The 18159-nt window shown below is 35.9% G+C and carries 12 protein-coding genes; 1 reads left to right on the top strand and 11 read right to left on the bottom strand.

All coding sequences use genetic code 11. From position 1 onward, the window contains the following. Positions 1–55: 55 nt before the first annotated feature. Positions 56–823 (bottom strand): DUF3891 family protein, encoded by a 768-nt coding sequence (locus I6L50_RS17885; protein WP_219302216.1) that lies wholly within the window; start codon positions 821–823, stop codon positions 56–58. A 204-nt stretch (positions 824–1027) separates the two neighbouring features. Here I6L50_RS17885 and I6L50_RS17880 point away from each other — a divergent pair, with 204 nt between their 5' ends. Further along, positions 1028–1300, top strand: a complete 273-nt coding sequence (locus I6L50_RS17880; protein WP_002012780.1) for an HU family DNA-binding protein — start codon at positions 1028–1030, stop codon at positions 1298–1300. A 43-nt stretch (positions 1301–1343) separates the two neighbouring features. Here I6L50_RS17880 and I6L50_RS17875 read toward each other — a convergent pair whose 3' ends face one another. The 10 genes from I6L50_RS17875 to I6L50_RS17830 all read right to left on the bottom strand — a co-directional run bounded on the left by I6L50_RS17875 (position 1344) and on the right by I6L50_RS17830 (position 17992). Further along, positions 1344–1886, bottom strand: coding sequence for a cold-shock protein (locus I6L50_RS17875; RefSeq protein WP_219302215.1), 543 nt, complete (start codon positions 1884–1886; stop codon positions 1344–1346). Between the two features lie 36 nt (positions 1887–1922). Continuing rightward, on the bottom strand, positions 1923–2672 hold the full coding sequence (gene sfp, locus I6L50_RS17870) for a 4'-phosphopantetheinyl transferase Sfp (protein WP_219302214.1): 750 nt from the start codon (positions 2670–2672) through the stop codon (positions 1923–1925). Positions 2673–2736: 64 nt separating this feature from the next. Beyond that, positions 2737–4179: an MDR family MFS transporter gene (locus I6L50_RS17865; protein ID WP_219302213.1), complete on the bottom strand. Its 1443-nt coding sequence runs from the start codon at positions 4177–4179 to the stop codon at positions 2737–2739. After that, a complete protein-coding gene (locus I6L50_RS17860; RefSeq protein WP_002136206.1) occupies positions 4179–4403 on the bottom strand; it encodes an MbtH family protein in 225 nt (74 codons plus the stop codon). The genes I6L50_RS17865 and I6L50_RS17860 overlap by 1 nt, the downstream gene beginning before the upstream one ends. Further along, positions 4400–11560: an amino acid adenylation domain-containing protein gene (locus tag I6L50_RS17855; RefSeq protein WP_219302212.1), complete on the bottom strand. Its 7161-nt coding sequence runs from the start codon at positions 11558–11560 to the stop codon at positions 4400–4402. The genes I6L50_RS17860 and I6L50_RS17855 overlap by 4 nt, the downstream gene beginning before the upstream one ends. Before the next feature lie 33 nt (positions 11561–11593). Then, positions 11594–12487 (bottom strand): isochorismatase family protein, encoded by an 894-nt coding sequence (locus tag I6L50_RS17850; protein WP_002136203.1) that lies wholly within the window; start codon positions 12485–12487, stop codon positions 11594–11596. A gap of 32 nt (positions 12488–12519) precedes the next feature. Continuing rightward, positions 12520–14136, bottom strand: coding sequence for a (2,3-dihydroxybenzoyl)adenylate synthase (locus tag I6L50_RS17845; RefSeq protein ID WP_219302211.1), 1617 nt, complete (start codon positions 14134–14136; stop codon positions 12520–12522). Between the two features lie 12 nt (positions 14137–14148). Beyond that, positions 14149–15348 carry an isochorismate synthase DhbC gene (dhbC, locus tag I6L50_RS17840; protein ID WP_219302210.1) on the bottom strand — a complete coding sequence of 400 codons (1200 nt, stop codon included), beginning with the start codon at positions 15346–15348 and terminating at the stop codon, positions 14149–14151. A 26-nt stretch (positions 15349–15374) separates the two neighbouring features. Continuing rightward, positions 15375–16160, bottom strand: coding sequence for a 2,3-dihydro-2,3-dihydroxybenzoate dehydrogenase (gene dhbA, locus I6L50_RS17835; protein WP_219302209.1), 786 nt, complete (start codon positions 16158–16160; stop codon positions 15375–15377). A 629-nt stretch (positions 16161–16789) separates the two neighbouring features. Then, positions 16790–17992, bottom strand: coding sequence for an L-lactate MFS transporter (locus tag I6L50_RS17830; protein WP_113937825.1), 1203 nt, complete (start codon positions 17990–17992; stop codon positions 16790–16792). Positions 17993–18159: the final 167 nt, after the last annotated feature.

Genomic DNA, 18159 nt, shown 5'->3' with positions numbered 1-18159 from the left:
TGTTCAAAATGTATGGGTTTTAATTTTAGATTTCTTATGTTTTGAAAAATTTTCTTTATTGTACGAAACGAATGTTTTGCTTCTTCATTTCCGATTCTCTATCAGCTTTTACAATCCCTTTTTCATTCATTTCATGTTTATTTATAGTTTTATATTTTACATACGTATGAAATTCCGTTTTAAATGGAAACGATGTTATTTGAATTGTTTCTTCATCCACCCATTCAGCTTGAATAGGCTTCTCCCCCTTACTATTAAACATTTTTGTTCCTTCAAAACCCTCTTTAAATAAATCAATTTCATCTTTCTTTTTTACACCAGGTTTATTCATACATACATATAAAGAAAGTTCATCACAAAACTTTAATAATCTATAATGTTTATCAAACATCGCATATTGTTCTTTTGTTAGCGTTTTCAAAATTCTTTTTTGTCGTTCCAATTCATGTTTATAAAAAGACATCATCTCTTCATCTTCCTCATTTAATGAAAATGATAAAAAGTGCTTACTACAAAGTAGCGCCCCGTATGGATTTGACTCTTCAATTGCATTCAAACCAATCGTATAAAAAACAAAGCGTAATGAACTTGGACAATCCATAAATGTATATGGAATATTTTTAGCATCATTCAAAATTGGTACTTTATCAAGCTCTATCCATCCTCTATCATGCTCATATATAGCATCAATTGTCTCTTTTAAGTATATTTTATCTTCAAAAAAATCTTCTATTATATGTCTTGCAATTTCACCAGCTAAAAAACCATGATCATGTTGACGAATTAATATACTTTCTTTCTCATTCTTTTCACGAAAAATCATCCGTATATTCCCCCTCATCCTCATATTACAGCTTGTTGTATGCATCAATTCTTAATTAATCCCTAATTATTAGCAGGGATTCAGTTTCTTTCAACGAAATTAACATAAATATACAGCATTCTTTCTAATCACAAAGTTAGCTTTATCTTTACTAACCATTATACTAAAACATTCATTCTAAAAAAATTTTTATGAGGTGAAAACATGAACAAAACAGAATTAGTTAAAAATGTAGCACAATCAGCTGATATTTCTCAAAAGGATGCTTCTGCAGCTGTACAATCCGTATTTGATACAATTGCTAATGCATTACAATCTGGCGATAAAGTGCAACTAATCGGCTTTGGAACTTTTGAAGTGCGTGAAAGATCTGCTCGTACAGGGCGTAATCCGCAAACTGGAGAAGAAATTCAGATTGCTGCTGGTAAAGTTCCAGCATTTAAAGCAGGAAAAGAATTAAAAGAAGCTGTTAAATAAACAAGAAACCAGCCATTTTATAGGCTGGTTTCTTGTTTATTGTTTATTTAAGCAGTTCCTTTATATTCTCTGCATGATACACTTCACAAATATAAAATACACATTTGCAGTTACTTACAATTTGATATTTTCTAGTTGGATAAACATTCGCCGCAACAGAACACCCATCAAACAATTCGATAATATTTCCAGATGGCTGATATCCTTCATATAATACGTTTCTTCTTATTTCCATCTTTTCTATAAGGTTTTCAACAGGAATATTTCCACTCTCTAATTCACTCTTTATTGTATCCGGTAAAAACGAAGTGTCCGCAAAAATTAGATTTTCAGATAATACCTTACCTTTATAACTAACATTGGATACGCGGTAAAGAAATGTTCCATTATTATCAAAGAAATTCTTTGCTTCTTTCGGAATGTATTGTCTATCAAGAGCTTCCTGTTCAAGTACATCAAACTGAACTGTATCTTTTACAAGTTTTTCTAAAGCTAGAATAGATGACGTATTTCTAGAAAACAACATATCTTTAATTGCCTGTACATTATAAGTTAATTCAGTTTTTCTATTTTCCGCTACTAACATGAGGAACACCTCTTCTATAAGAATTTTTATTAAAAATTAACGATGATTTAATAGCAATCCCGCGTCTAACTGCGTAATTTCAGTTACTTCTTTACTAAATATTGCAATGGAAGCCATATAATCTAAACTAGGTCTTACATCTTCCATCATTGTATTTTCTGCTAACTCTTGTCTATCTTTAAAAACCAACAATTTTGGAGGGTCATTTGGAGCTGATACTGTAATTTCTACTGGTGGGATCAATAGTCCTTCACCTGTCGCTTTCAGCACTGCTTCTTTTCGAGTCCAATATGTTAAAAATCCTTCTAGTCGCTGCTCATCAGGTAACTTCATAACTTGTGCTATTTCAATGTCTGTTAATACGCCCTCTGCCATTTTCATAACATCTACATTTGGATTCATTTGCTCAACATCAACACCAACAGGTGCAGATTTAGTAAATGCAACAACAACCCACTCACCCGAATGTGAGACTGATATTTGCGGCATACCTTCTGGTAATTGAGGTCTACCGTGTTGTAACTTACATACTGGACACATTCGATCAATCGGTACTTGAACTGGCGACATAGAAAGTATCTTTCCAAGAACTAACCTACTAATTACACAACCTATTATAAAACGTGCACGATCTGCTGAATGGTGATATGAATTTGCTTTCTCTCGCTCTACATCATTTAGTAAATTGTTATGCCATAATTGTAAATCTGAAATTTTCGCCCACCATATTTGACAACTATTCTCATTAAGAGTTAGTACAGAATCTACAACTTTACTCTCTATCATGTAAACTCTCTCCTTTTAAATGCCAATATCACTTTATTTTAAAAGAGTATTAGCATGCTACAACTCATTCATTTACAACTTCTTTCTCTTTTTGTAATACAGATAACGGCTTTTTATTCTTCTTTGACATTACCTCTTTATCGGAAATACGTAAAGAAAATAGTAATGCTATGAGTAAAAATATTGCTGATCCAATTAATGCTGCTTGATATGGTAAGAAATCTGACTGTGCATTATTCTGTACGCTATTACTTCCAAAACCAGATAGTATACTAGCTAAAATAGCAACTCCTATTGCAGATCCTAATCGGTTTTGCACATTGAATATAGTAGTTGCTCTCCCCATAGAAGGTGGTGCAATATTGTTAAAAGCAGAAAATTGAACCGCACCGACAGATTGACCTAAGAAAATACCAATGCCAAACAATAGTGCCCGAATTTGCCATGGATTCGTATCATGATTTACAAAACTTAATAAAATAAAGATAACCGCCGTACTTACTAATCCAATAGAGATTACTTTTCGAGCTCCTAATTTCTTATATGACCATGGCACAATCTGTGAAGAAATCATTAATCCAATCGCCTCTGGGAATGTCGTAAGACCGGATTCCAGCGCGGAAACTCCTATTACATTTTGATACATAAGCGGAAAAATAAATAACATTCCTAGTAAACCAGCTGATGAAAACAACGAAATAAGACTCATTTTTCTAAAGACCGGTTCTTTTAATAAGCGTAAATCTAACATCGGTTGCTTTACTTTCAGTTCTACAATAATAAACAATGTAATGAACACAATCCCAGCTATCCCAGTACTTATTATTTCTGGAGAAACCCAACCTTTTGACGGGCCTTGACTGAGTGCATAGATGAGCATCGCAAAACCTGGTGCTGAAAGAACAAAACCGAGAGAATCAAAACGACCAGCCGATTTTTCAATATGCTCTGCTAAAAATAGAAGTCCAAAGAGCAACGCAATGATACCAAACGGCAGATTAATATAAAATGCCCAGCGCCAAGACATTTGATCTACAAAGAAACCACCAATAATTGGTCCGATCGCTGGTGCTACAGCAATTGGAAGTACAATAAATCGAGAAATTTTTGGTCTTTCCTCTGGTGAAAATGTTCGGAATAACATCGCCATCCCGACTGGTGTTAAAAGCCCGCCGCCAGCACCTTGAATGATACGAAAAATGTTTAATGAAGTAATATCATTCGCAATTCCACATAATGCAGATGCAATTGTAAAAACGAAAAGGGCAGTTAAAAATACTTTTTTCGTACCAAAACGATCGCCTAACCAACCAGAAATCGGAAGAAAAACAGCTAAGCTAACTAAATACCCAACATTTACTGTCCCCATTGCAGATGGGGGCACTTGCAGTTCTTTACTTATCGTTTGCAGTGCTACATTCACAATCGTTGCATCCATCGCAGCCATAAACATCGCTGTTATATAAACGATGCTTACAACTACTTTTGGATTTATTTTTACTTTCATTATTGTTTTCCTACTAATATTTTTTCGCTAATTTGATTTTTTTTCGGCTCTAAATCATTCCAGTTAACTTCAACGTAGTCTAAGCAAACTTGTCTGCTAGCTTCTTCATGTACGACATTCCATCCAATTGGTACATCAAGAAAGGCAGGCCAGAGAGAATACTGGCCCTCCTCATTCATTAATACTTTATATGTGTAATTATCATTTTCAAATGGATTCGTCATACTTTACTTACCCCTTTCTTATTCTGCAAATATTTCGCTAGCACTTGTCCAATTTCTGTAAGTGGACCTGGCTGACATAAATCTTTATGTCTACAATCAATATCATGCTGCACGATTTCCCCGTCTAAATAATTTAGCCACGTATTTGGAGAAATAGGGTCAAACCAGTCTGGTATAACAGTAGATCTAAAGAATAAAATATCCCCGTTATAAACTTTTGGCACGTATTTCCCTAACAACCCTACTGAATTCACATATGTCTCTTTCAAGTTTAAAATAGTCTCTTCCTCAAGACTTGCTAATGCACTTCCATCTTTGCGAAGTATTGCAACCGCACTTTCCATAGTAAGTGGTTTACCATCCATGTTATCTGGATCATATCCACCTAAAGCAAGTAATGCGATTAACGCTTCTTCTTCAGTAGGTGCTTCCGTATTCGGTAAGAAGTGACCAGGATACGAATCCAGCATAACGAGTAATTCTACTTCTTCCCCTTCATTTTGAAGTTGCGCCGCCATAGCATGAACAACATTTCCTCCAAGCGACCATCCGAGTAAACGATACGGTCCGTGAGGCTGTATTTCACGAACGTGTTTTAAATAATCCGCTGCCATCTCCTCTAAGCTTTTTGGAAGTTCTTCATTTTCAGCGATACCACGTGCTTGTACACCATAGATTGGATAATCTGTTCCTAAAGATTTCATAAGTCCTGCATAACACCAACTTAATCCACCTGCTGGATGTACACAAAATAGTGGTAATTGATCTCCGCTTGCTCGTAATGGAAGCAACACATCAAGTGCACTTTGACCATTCCCCATTTCAAGTCTTTCAGCAAGACCTGCAACAGTAGGTGCTGCAAATAAAGTTCCGATATTCAGTTCAACCCCAAGTGCCTCTTTAATACGGCTCATCAGCTGCACCGCAAGAAGTGAATGACCACCAAGATCAAAGAATCCATCATCAATTCCAATTTGAGACACACTTAAAACTTCTGTAAACAAGTCGCATAGCATTTCTTCTTGCGGCGTTCTTGGTCCGCGGCTAGAAGATGATGCAATAAATTCTGGAGCTGGCAATGCCTTTCTATCTAATTTACCGTTTGGAGTTAAAGGTAACTCATTTACTACTACAAAAGCGTACGGAACCATGTAATCTGGTAAACTACCTCCTGCATGCTGACGCATTTCATTCGTATCAATCGTTTCATTATTTGATGCGACGATATAAGAAACTAATCGTTTATCCCCTGGTTGATCTTCCCGTACAATAACTGCTACTTGTTCAACTTTAGGATGTTTCATTATGACCGCTTCTATTTCCCCTAATTCAATTCGGAATCCACGAATTTTAATTTGATGATCTGCACGTCCTATATAATCTAACGTCCCATCTTGACGCCAGCGCGCTAGGTCCCCTGTACGATACATTCTTGTACCTGGCTTCCCAAATGGATCTGCGATAAAACGTTCAGCAGTTAATCCTGCTCTTCCTAAATATCCACGAGCCAGTCCAGCGCCTGCAACATACATTTCTCCAACTACTCCAGGTGGCATCGGTTGTAAATAGTTATCTAATACGTATACTTTAAGATCCGGTATACTGCACCCGATTAAACTATTTGCCCGTAAAGAGACGATGCTCTCATCTAATTCAATATAACTAACATGTACCGTCGTCTCCGTTATACCGTACATATTAATAAGCTTCGGTGAGTTATGAGGATGACGACTATACCAATCTTCTAATCGACTTAGTTCAAGTGCTTCTCCTCCAAACACAACATATCGTAAAGATAATTTCTGACCAATCTCTTCATTTTCGCGATCGGCTTGCATCAATTGATAGAACGCTGATGGAGTTTGGTTTAAAACAGTCACCTTTTCCTTAACAAGCAGTTGTAAAAATTCTTTCGGCGAGCGACTTACAGTATGTGGTACTACGACTAGACGCCCTCCATATAATAAAGGTCCCCAAATTTCCCAAACTGAGAAATCAAAAGCGTATGAATGGAACATCGTCCACACATCTTCTGCGTCAAATTGGAACCAATGATCAGTTGCTCCTAAAAGTCTTACTACATTTTGATGAGGTATCATAACGCCTTTCGGTCTACCTGTTGAGCCTGACGTATAAATAACATAAGCAATATGTGAAGGAGATAACGGCTTAATGCGCTCCATTTCATCAATATTATCTTCACTATATTTCTCAATTTCTTCTATTACTTTCACATCATCAACTAAAATCTGTAGTGCCTCATCACATTCAACTTCCACATCTGAATTTGTTAAAACACATGATGGTTTCGCATCGCGTAGCATAAATGAAATACGATCTGACGGATAATCCGGATCTAACGGAAGGTATCCCGCACCAGCTTTAAGAACAGCTAGTAAGCTTACAACCATGTTTAAAGATCTCGGCATCGCTAAAGCAACGAGTTGATCAGGACCGATTCCTTTCGCTATTAACAAACGAGCTATTTTATTCGCTTTTCTATTTAACTCTTCATAAGTTAGCTTTTCATCTTCAAAGACGACAGCAATAGAATTTTGATTTACATGAGCCTGCTTTTCAAATAATTGTGGCAATGTCATTTCAGGTACAATTTGAAAACCACCATTCCACTTTTCTAAAACTGTATTTCGCTCTGCTAAAGTTAATATTTCTAATCTACCAATTGATTGATCCGGATGTTTCTCTGCATCATCTAATAATAGAATGAATCGTTCTATTAGTTTTTGAACCGTTTCACGTTTATATAAATCGGTACTAAACTCTAACAATCCGTGTAAGCCATTTGGCGTACCATCAGCTCCATTACTTTCACTAATCTCAAATGTTAAATCAAATTTTGCAGAACCAACACTTTGAATTTCAAGGCTCGCTTCTAAATCCGGTACATCAAACGTTGCTTCTGGCGTATTTTGGAAAGCTAACATAACTTGAAACAGCGGATGACTATTTCGAGTTCGTACTGGGTTTAACACTTCAACAAGTCGTTCAAATGGAACATCTTGATTTTCATAAGCTGCAAGGTTTACCTGCTTCACTCTATCCAATAATTCTTTAAAGCTTGGATCTCCTGATGTATTTGTACGTAACACTAATGTATTTACAAATAAACCGACTATATCCGAGAGTACATCGTCGTTTCTTCCAGCAATCGGGCTACCTAATGGTATATCAGTTCCAGCACCTAATCTTGTAAATAGTGCACTAAGTCCCGCTTGCAACACCATAAACAAACTAACTCCATTTTTACGACCAAGCTCTACTAACCTACTATGCATACCTTTATCTATATGAAAATGAATTGTTTCTCCGCGATAACTTGTTTCAATTGGACGCTGATAATCTATAGGCAACTCCATTTGATCTGGTAAACCTTTTAATTCCTCTTTCCAAAAATCTAATTGTGTTGAAATAAGACTTTCTGGTGTCTTTTCATCACCTAGTAATTGCTGTTGCCAAAGTGAATAATCTGCGTATTGAACTGGAAGGGTTTCTAATTGAACACTATCACCTTGACATCGTGCTTTATAAGCTACTGTAAAGTCTTTCGTTAACGGTTGTAATGACCAGCCATCTCCTACAATATGATGTAAAAGAATTAGTAATACATGCTCATTTTCACTCACTTTAAAAAGTTGCAAACGAATTGCTGGTTCGATATCAAGATCAAAGCTATATCTTACAGCTTCAGACAGTGTACTTTCTAATTCATCCTTACATGTATTTGTTATAATCATTTTTAAATTCAATTTATCCATTTCTAGAATTCTTTGATATGAACTGCCAAGTGAATTCGGGAAAATCGTTCTAAGTGTTTCGTGTTTCTCAACTACATCATAAAAGGCACCTTGCAGTGCTTCCTCATTCAATTTTCCAGACATACGAATGACTAACGGAATATTATAAGTAGGACTTGGACCTTCTAAACAATTTAAGAACCATAACCTGCGCTGTGCAAATGAAAGTGGAACTTCATTTGGCCTACTTACTTTCTTAATAGCTGGTCTTGCGCTTTTTGCACGATCTAATTGTTTCGCTAATTCAGCAACAGTTGGTGATTCAAATAGCTTTCCGATCCCTAATTCTACACTTAACGTTTCACGAATTCTTGCCATTAAACGAGATGCAAGAAGCGAATGGCCACCCATTTCAAAGAAATTATCATCTATACTAATTCGCGAAACACCAAGTACTTCTGCAAATAAATCACATAGTATTTCTTCTTTCGGATTTCTAGCAACTCTCTCATTGTTCATTCCATTAAAATCAGGAGCAGGTAATTTCTTTCTATCAACCTTACCATTTGGTGTTAATGGTAATTCTTCTAGCACAACAAATGCTGATGGTACCATATAATTCGCTAAACTTTCTGAAACATAAGAGCGAATTTCTGAAAGATGAATCGTTTCCTTCTCTTCGGCAACGATATACGCAATGATTCGTTTATCATTTGGACGATCTTCTCGTACCATTACCACTGCTTGTTGTATATTTTCATGTTGTTGTAAAACCGTTTCAATTTCAGCTAATTCAATCCGGAAACCACGAATTTTAATTTGATGATCTGCACGACTAATGTACTCTAGCACACCATCGTTACGCCATTTCACAAAATCACCGGTGCGATACATACGTGCTCCTGGTTCTCCATAAGGATTTGCAACAAACCGTTCAGCCGTTAACGCTGGTTTTCCTAAATATCCGTTCGCAAGTCCTTCTCCTGCAATATATAATTCACCGATAACTCCAGGTGGAACAGGCTGTAACCCTGCATCCAAAGCGTACACCTCTGTATTCCAAATTGGTCTTCCAATAGGAGGTATACCATTTTCACTGTCATCAATGTTCATGAAAGTAGACCAAATAGTCGTTTCAGTTGGTCCATATAAGTTAGTTATAGAGCAACCTAATTCTTTTAATTTATTTGCTAAATGTGCTGGAAGTGCTTCACCACCAACGAGCACATTTAACCCTCGTAACCTCTCTGGATATTCAGTTACTAACGCTTGCCAGAGCGTCGGTGTAGCTTGCATAATTGTCGCTCTTTCTTCTAGTAAAAGTGTAGTTAACGCAAAAGGCTCTTGGATTACCTCTTTTTGAGCAATTGTTATACTTGCACCACTAATAAGAGGTAAATAAATTTCTAGAGCAGAAATATCAAACGCAAACGTTGTAACTGCTAATAAATGATCGTTTTCATTTAATGAAAACGTATGTTGCATGGCTAATAAGAAGTTACTTAAACCTTTCATAGGAACAATTACACCTTTTGGATTTCCAGTGGATCCTGAAGTGTAAATTGTATACGCTGGGTTTAAAAGTGATTCATCATTTTTAAATGGTATATTCATATGAGAATATGTTTTTAACACTATTTTCGTTTCTTCGCTATCTAATATGATTTTTTTAATATCATTTTCTATAACTAAAGAGGATGAAACAGATGAATGTGTTATGATATACACCGGTTTTGCATCATTTACTATATAACTAATACGTTCAACTGGGTATTCTGGATCTATCGGTAAATACGCTGCACCCGTCTTTAGAACTGCTAACATACTAACTACCATTTCTATTGATCTTGGAAATACTAAGGCAACAAACTGATTTGGTCGTATTCCTTCTTCTAATAAATAGTGTGCTAGTTCATTCGCTCGTTCATTTAGCTCTTTATACGTAAGTTTTATCCCGTTACAAGTAACTGCTATTTTATTTGGATTTTTTTGTACTTGTTTTTCAAATAATATAGGTAGATTAATTAGCTCTTCAGCTTTCTTCGTTTCATTCCATTCCAATAAAACTTTATGATTTTCTTCAGGAAGAGTAATGTTTATTTTTCCAATCGGCTCGTCTTTGTGATAATTATTTATCACTAATTCTAATAGATTCATAAATCTTTCTTTATGCAATGCTAGTTCCGTATCGCTATATACTTCCGGATTCGCATCAAAATGAATCATTAACTCATTTTCATCGAAACGTTTATATACATTTATCGATAAATCATCAACAGGTCCTGCTGATAAATTATGTGTAATACCACGATTTCCAGCAAAGTTAAGCCCGTAATCAAAAGGCATAACATTCACTAACGGCCCAAACAACCTTTGATTTTCACCTAGTAACTTTAAGTCTCTTCTTAATTCCTCATGACGATATTTATGATGATGACGTACGTCTCGAATTTCTTTAGAAACTTGCTGTATTAATTCTGCAAACGTTATATTTGGAGTTAACTTTAGACGAAGTGGAACTAAATTCATTACCATGCTAGGTGTATGAATAGATACAGAACCAAGACGCCCCATCATCGGTAAACCTAAAACAATATCATTTGCACCTGTTAATTTATGCATATAAATACTTGTTACAGCTACAACAAATTCGGGCCAACTCGTTAACGAAATATTAATATCTTCTAGTAAAGTTTTCGTACTAGCATTTGATAGATAAGCAGTTTCTCGTAAAAATCCATTTGATGTTCTCGGCGCTCGTTCTGCTAAACTTATAACTTCCGGTTCATCTGCAAACTTTTCTAGCCAAAAAGTACGATCTTCCTGAAATTGTTTAGATTCACGATACTCATTATCTTCTTGTACAATTTTTGCAAGAGAACCAAATGGCTTTTCATTCTTGTTTGTTTCTTCTATAAGTGATGTATACTCATTCGCTACCTTTTGGCTAAGAAGTGAAAATCCATAGCCATCCATCACAATGTGATGGATGCGCTGATACCAAAAGAAACGATTATTTTCAACTTGAATAAGTACTTCAGTAAATAATTTATCCTCTGTTAAATCCACGGGCATAGATAAATCATTTTTCATCCATACTTTAGCAGCTTCTTCAGGATTTTCCTCTTTACGAACGTCAATAAAATGCATATGAAACTTTGACGATTCCTCAATAACTTGCCATGGGCCAATTTCATCCTCTTCGAAACGAACATGCAGTGCTTCTGCTTCTTTTACCACTTTACGTACAGCTAACTCGAAAATTTCTTGATTAATATTTCCGTTTATTTCTATATATTCCCCAGTATTATAAATCGGATTAAGCGGATCTAATTGCTGCGCAAACCACATACCAAACTGCGCAGATGATAACGAATGACGAATCTTTTGACTGTTAGGCATTCTTTACTACCCCTTTATTATGTAGTCTATTTGTTACAGCACTTGTGCTGCTTGTGAAGATAGTAAACGGTACCAATCATCAACAGTTGGACGTTCTGCTAAATCTGCAAAAGTGATTTCTTTCCCTTCGCGGCGCCACTTCTCTACTAAACTCATAATTCTGACCGAATCAAGTCCTCTATTTAATAAGTCTTCATCAACTTCAATACTCTCTACTGGCTCACGGAGTAGTTGTGCAACTAGTTCATGTACTTCCTGTAAAGTGATTCCTTCACTGTCATCGCCTTTTACACTTTGTAAATCTTTTAATAGTAAGTTTGTTGATGTCGTTACTGCACATCTATTAGATGCATACTCCAATGCTTGTTTATGATGCTCTAGTGAAAAATCAGCAACTGCATCTGCTACAAAAAATGGCTGGATACCATCCATAAAGGCTTCACAAGCTGTTAAAAGGCAGCCAATATGCGCATAAATACCGCAAATAATAAGTTGATCTCTTCCCTGTTCATTTAAAATTTCTAATAGATTCGTCTTTTTAAATGCACTATATCTCCATTTTGTTAGGAATATATCATCCTCATCTGGAGTAAGTTCATCGACAATTTTCTTTTTATCTGGTCCAGCAGGAATACCGTCACCCCAAAAGTCTTGTAATAACCCTCGTTGTTCCAACGTTTGTCCACCAGGTTGTGCTGTATAAACAACTGGTATACCTAGTTCCTTACATCTTTCTCTTATCACCTTAATATTTGAAATTAGTTCTACTTTTGGCGATTCTGTATCGCTATATGCATCAAGAAAGTATTCTTGCATGTCATGGATTAGAAGAACCGCACGTTTCGGATTTGGCGTCCAATTCACTTTATTTTTTGGTAGTTCTGATTCAATTGGCATTTTATATACTGAAATAGATGGGATAGCCATCTAATCACTTCCTTCCAAATTTTAATAGTTTTTTATCGTTTTACTGTAATAAGTTTTTCAGCAATGGCTTTACGTAATTCTTTTTTGCTTACTTTTCCAACACCTGTTTGCGGGAATGATTCAATAAATTCAATTCGATCTGGAATCTTATAAGCCGCTATACCACGTGCTCTTAAAAACGTTTTTAATTCACTTACAGTTGGAGATTGTCCGCGAGCTATAACAAAAGCGCAAGTACGTTCTCCTAAATAATCGTCAGGCATAGATACAATTGCTACATCATGTACTGCATCATGCGCTAATAGATGATTTTCAACCTCTTCCGCAGCAACCTTCTCACCGCCACGATTAATTTGATCTTTATCTCTGCCTTCTACAATGATGTAACCTTGTTCATTTACTTTCACAAGATCTCCTGTACGATAAAATCCATCCTTTGTAAATGATCTTGCATTATGCTCTTCCGCTTTATAATAGCCACGAATTGTATATGGCCCTCTTGTTAATAAACTTCCTACTTCACCGGGCTTTACATCGTTATCATTTTCATCAACAACCCTTACTTCATCGAATGTAGACATCGGTCTACCTTGTGTATGAATAATGATTTCTTCAGGATCATTTAATCTTGTGTAATTTACTAACCCTTCTGCCATACCGAACACTTGCTGTAACGTACATCCAAATGTAGGGCGTATACGCTTCGCAACTTCGGCACTAAATTTCGCACCGCCTACTTGAATAACTTGCAAGCTCGATAAATCGTCGTTACGAGAAGATACCGCATCAAGCCAAATCATTGCTAATGGTGGAACGAGCGCTGTAATCGTAACTTTTTCTTTTTCTATAAGAGCAAATGACTCATCTGGACTACCTCCAGTTGCCAATACTACTTTTCCAGCCGCATAGAAAGTTCCAAATGTTCCTGGAGAACTCATCGGGTAATTGTGTGCTACTGGAAGAACTGCCATATAGACGCTTTCTGCATTTAAATTACAAATGTCAGCGCTAATACGTAAACTATAAATATAGTCATCATGTGTTCTAGGAATTAATTTAGAAAGTCCTGTCGTCCCTCCTGATAATTGGAGAAACGCAACATCACTTGGCTGAACTTCTGGTAACGGAACGGGATTCATGTAAAGTTCATTTATACTCACAAACTCTTCTTCTTCCCCTACTACGATTACATGTTGTAAAGTAGGCACTTTTTCTTTTACTTCTCTTGCTAGTTTTCGGTAATCAAAGCCGAGAGCCTTGTCTGAAATAACGTAAGCACTCGCCTCACCAAACTCACAAAAATAACTAATTTCACTGCTTCGATGTGAAGGTAGTGCAAAAACAGGAAGCGCTCCAATTCGAAATAGTGCAAAGCATATTTCGAAAAACTCTATAATATTAGGTAACTGGATTACAACTCGATTCTCTTTCTTTATTCCTAAATTCAGTAAACCTGAAGCTAAGCGATCTACCTGTTTATCAAGTTCACTATAGGTTATTTGTGAATTACCACTTACAATCGCAATTTGATCTCCATGTTTTTCAGCGCGTTCTTTTAACATCGAACCAAATGTTTCTCCAAGCCAACACCCTTCTTCTCGATAGCGATTGGCAAATTCTTTTGGCCATTCCGTATAACCTATTAACATTCTTTCTTCCCCCTATTTTTCATTCAGCGAATTATCTCTTAACCCTAAAGCCTTCAACATTGTTTGGAACTTAGCTGATGTTTCTGCTAACTCATCTTCTGGCTTTGATTCAGCAACAACTCCAGCACCTGCATATAAGCGAAGTGTATTCTCTTGCACTTCAGCACAACGAATTGTAACAATCCATTCGCCATCTCCATTTAGATCGCTCCACCCTAACATTCCTGTAAAGAATTCACGGTCAAATGGCTCAATTTTTTGAATAGCCTCTCTTGCTTCTTCCATTGGAGTTCCGCAAACTGCTGGCGTAGGATGAAGAGCAATTGCTAATTGTAAAGAAGAAGTATTTGGATCCTTAAGTTCACCTTTCACTTCTGTAGACAAATGCCACATTGCTTCACTATGAATAACTGATGGTTTTTCTGGCACATGCAATGTATGACAGTACGGACGAAGCGCAGCAGCAACCGCTTCAACTACTACCGCATGTTCATGTAAATCTTTTGGAGAAGAAAGTAATTCTTCTGCTCTTCTTTTATCTTCTACTGGATCCTCACTTCGTGGTCTTGAGCCAGCCAACGGATTTGAAATTACTTGCATACCACTACGTGAAACAAGCAATTCAGGGCTTGCTCCAATTAACGTCTTATTGTTCTCGTTTTCATCTTTCGGTAAATTCACAGCAAATGTATAACCGTGCTTATTATGCTCTGCTAATTCGCGAAGTAGTTTTTGTTGATCAATTTTCTCGGAAAACTTAACATCCAACGATCTAGATAGAACGATTTTCCTTAAATCTCCATCCTGAATTTTTGCTATTCCTTGCTTCACACCATCCATATAAACTTCAGGAGCTGGAACCGGTGTCATTTCAAATGTTAGTTTCTCATTTCGTTTTATCTCATTTGTTGTCTCTAACTGTAAACGCTCAGTAATTCTACTATGTTCTGATACGATAAGTTGAACTTCTTTTCTACGATCAAAAGGCAAAGCACCAACAACGATAGGATTCGGATTTCCGGCTTGTTTTGCATTACTTAATACCGCTTGTACAAGTTCTGGAAAGCTTTCAATTTCACGATGTTTCACTGTAGTAAACTCTCCTTCTGCTAATATTGTTCGAGTTGGTGAAGCGAAAAAGAATGAAGATTCTGTCTTATAATCTTCTAAAAGTTCTTCTGACAGTTCCTTTACGGCTGTAAGTTCATTCATAGTATAATAACCTCCTGAATTTTTTATTAAGCTCCTAATGTAGCTCCGCCATCGACACATAAATTGTGCATTGTAATATGACTTGCTTTATCAGAAGCTAAAAACAATACTGCTTCAGCAATTTCTGAAGGTTGTGCAATTTTTTGTAACGGAATACCGAGTCTATATGTATTTTGAGAACCAGCAATTATATTTTCAGCTCCATTCTCATCAGCCCATAGTAATCTTTGCATTTCAGTTTCAGTAGAACCAGGAGAAACTAAGTTGCAGCGAATATTGTATGCTGCAAGCTCTAATCCTAAACACTTCATAAACATTGTCGTTGCGGCTTTTGATGCAGCGTACGCAGCCATTTCCATTCTCGGAGTATTTGCCGCATTTGAACCAACTGTAACAATTGCCCCTGACTTTCTTTGCATCATATGTTTACTTACTGCTCGAGACATATAGAAAACTCCTGTAGAATTTACAGAGAAGGTTTTATTCCAATCTTCATCACTTAAAGAGTGAATTGGTCCCATACGTAATACCCCTGCAACATTTATTAATATATCTATTGGTGCTATATCATTTTCAATACCGTTTACCATATCTTCAACAGCGGTACTATCACTCACATCTAAATGAAATGTTTTCATACGTGTTTCATTTAATTCATTTTCATTTAAGAGTACGTTTAACCCCTCTTCATTTTGATCAACCGCAATAACTGTAGCTCCTCTTTCTAAAAACATTTTGGCAACAACACTGCCTATACCTTGAGCTGCACCTGTTACTAAAACCGTTTTTCCATCAAATTCCCCTAAGTTCATTTCCTCTATCCTTTCATTTGAAAATTAATCTAATTAAACAAATAGCTATAATGATAACGATTATCACTATCAATGTAAAAAATAATACACTTACTAAACTAATTGGTCAAGTGTACTTTTCATCAAAATATTATTCATTGATAATGTTTTTCATTTAATATTCTTACATCGAAATGATAATCTTTCTCAATAAACTTGTCAACCTATTTTTATTTTTCAGATAAAATATTTTAGTACTTCTCAATACAATTACATCTAAAAGCATTAATAAGTACTTACATTAAAAAATTTAATTCGTACTCCTCTTTTTAAAATTGAAGAAGATAAACTGTAGATACCTTCATTTACAAAGCCTTACCAAAAACTCAAGTATATATTTTCTCAACATTTTTCTGAAAATATCGAGAAAGTATATCTTGCAATTACTGATGCATGTCGTGTTTATAATTTAAGATTTAATAAGTATTTCGAATATAATATATCAATTTATGATATTCCAATATAATCCAAACGGATACTTTACTCATTTTTTTGCCTCTAGAAAATTCCACATGTTGTAATTCATAAAAAAGCACCCTATTAAATAGGGTGCTTTTTAGTAAACATAGTGTTAAAGAAGATTTATATACTTACGCTACACTGCGATACTCTTCTTCTTTTTCTTTTTTCTGCTTAGGCACTTGGATTAAAAGTGCGATAATAAATGATACGACACATAATACGCCGATCACCATGAAAGTTGGTTTGAATCCACCTAGAACTGCACCGATAAAGGAACCAGCGAGCGCTCCAAATCCAAATCCTTGATACACAATTCCGTAGTTTTTACTATGGTTTTTCATACCGTAGAAATCACCAACGATAGCTGGGAAAATAGTGATATTTCCACCAAAGCAAAACGCTACACTTGCTACACATACGAAGTAGATACCATAATTTAAATCTACGAAACTTAAAACCAAGACTGAAGCTGCCATAGCAACAAATGTACCAGTAACGATTTTTAAACGGCCGATTTTATCTGATAACGGTCCTAAAATAATACGACCTAATGTATTGAAGATTGCAACCATAGCCACCGCATTAGCTGCTGTCGCTGCGCTAAGCCCTACAAGTTGAACACCAATGTCTTTTACCATACCAATTAAGTATAAGCCACTCATACATGATGTAAATAACATAATAAATAATAAGTATACTTGTTTTGTGCCTAACATTTCTTTCGTTGTATATTCCTGAGTTTTTGTTTCATGAACTGCTCCTTGATCTGCAGCTTGATGGATTAAACAAGCGCCAAGGACAATCATAGCTGTAACAATTAACCCCCAGTATATAAACGCTTGTGATACACCAACTGATTCAATTAACTGTGCGTTAATATATTTAAAAATTAAGCTACCCGAACCATATGCAGAGACAGAAATACCAGCAATTAAACCTTTACGCTTTGGAAACCACTTTATTAAATTGGATAATGAAGTGATATATGCTGTACCATCTGCATAACCTACAACAACTCCTGCTAGTACATAAAGCAATATTAATGAGGAAGCTTGTGAACTAAGTATTAATCCTAGTCCTAATGCTAGTCCAGCTATCATAATAAGTTTTCGAAGTCCCCACTTTTCTTGCAATTTACTCGCAAATAAAGTTGAAAACGCTAAGGAAAGACTAGTAATTGAGAAAGTTATAGCAACAGCGTTTAGACTCCAACCATATTTACTAACTAAAGGCTGATTGAATAAACTCCATGTATATATCGTCCCAAGTCCCATTTGTACTATGACTGTGCCAAGGACAACAAGCCATGGATTAACATTTGATTTTTTCATATCATTCCGCCTCCTCTTTCTATTTCAATGCTATTCGCTAAATATGCTTTTTTTATTTTTATTTTCGCCACCTCATTCGACTTAACAACTTCATTGTATAGGATGTTCCCGCTCATGTAAGCACTTACAATACGGAGCGTCAAAAATATGGAATCAGTTACAGAAAA

Origin of the sequence: Bacillus sp. FDAARGOS_1420 (assembly GCF_019344915.1) — a bacterium.
GTDB lineage: Bacteria > Bacillota > Bacilli > Bacillales > Bacillaceae_G > Bacillus_A > Bacillus_A mycoides.
Note: the sequence above shows the minus strand (reverse complement) of the source record. Positions and strands in the feature narration are given on the sequence as shown.

What these genes read in the sequence shown, in the direction of transcription:
- I6L50_RS17885 (WP_219302216.1), bottom strand. Translation starts at nt 823, where the DNA reads ATGATTTTTCGTGAAAAGAATGAGAAAGAAAGTATATTAATTCGTCAA.
- I6L50_RS17880 (WP_002012780.1), top strand. Translation starts at nt 1,028, where the DNA reads ATGAACAAAACAGAATTAGTTAAAAATGTAGCACAATCAGCTGATATT.
- I6L50_RS17875 (WP_219302215.1), bottom strand. Translation starts at nt 1,886, where the DNA reads ATGTTAGTAGCGGAAAATAGAAAAACTGAATTAACTTATAATGTACAG.
- sfp (WP_219302214.1), bottom strand. Translation starts at nt 2,672, where the DNA reads ATGATAGAGAGTAAAGTTGTAGATTCTGTACTAACTCTTAATGAGAAT.
- I6L50_RS17865 (WP_219302213.1), bottom strand. Translation starts at nt 4,179, where the DNA reads ATGAAAGTAAAAATAAATCCAAAAGTAGTTGTAAGCATCGTTTATATA.
- I6L50_RS17860 (WP_002136206.1), bottom strand. Translation starts at nt 4,403, where the DNA reads ATGACGAATCCATTTGAAAATGATAATTACACATATAAAGTATTAATG.
- I6L50_RS17855 (WP_219302212.1), bottom strand. Translation starts at nt 11,560, where the DNA reads ATGCCTAACAGTCAAAAGATTCGTCATTCGTTATCATCTGCGCAGTTT.
- I6L50_RS17850 (WP_002136203.1), bottom strand. Translation starts at nt 12,487, where the DNA reads ATGGCTATCCCATCTATTTCAGTATATAAAATGCCAATTGAATCAGAA.
- I6L50_RS17845 (WP_219302211.1), bottom strand. Translation starts at nt 14,136, where the DNA reads ATGTTAATAGGTTATACGGAATGGCCAAAAGAATTTGCCAATCGCTAT.
- dhbC (WP_219302210.1), bottom strand. Translation starts at nt 15,348, where the DNA reads ATGAATGAACTTACAGCCGTAAAGGAACTGTCAGAAGAACTTTTAGAA.
- dhbA (WP_219302209.1), bottom strand. Translation starts at nt 16,160, where the DNA reads ATGAACTTAGGGGAATTTGATGGAAAAACGGTTTTAGTAACAGGTGCA.
- I6L50_RS17830 (WP_113937825.1), bottom strand. Translation starts at nt 17,992, where the DNA reads ATGAAAAAATCAAATGTTAATCCATGGCTTGTTGTCCTTGGCACAGTC.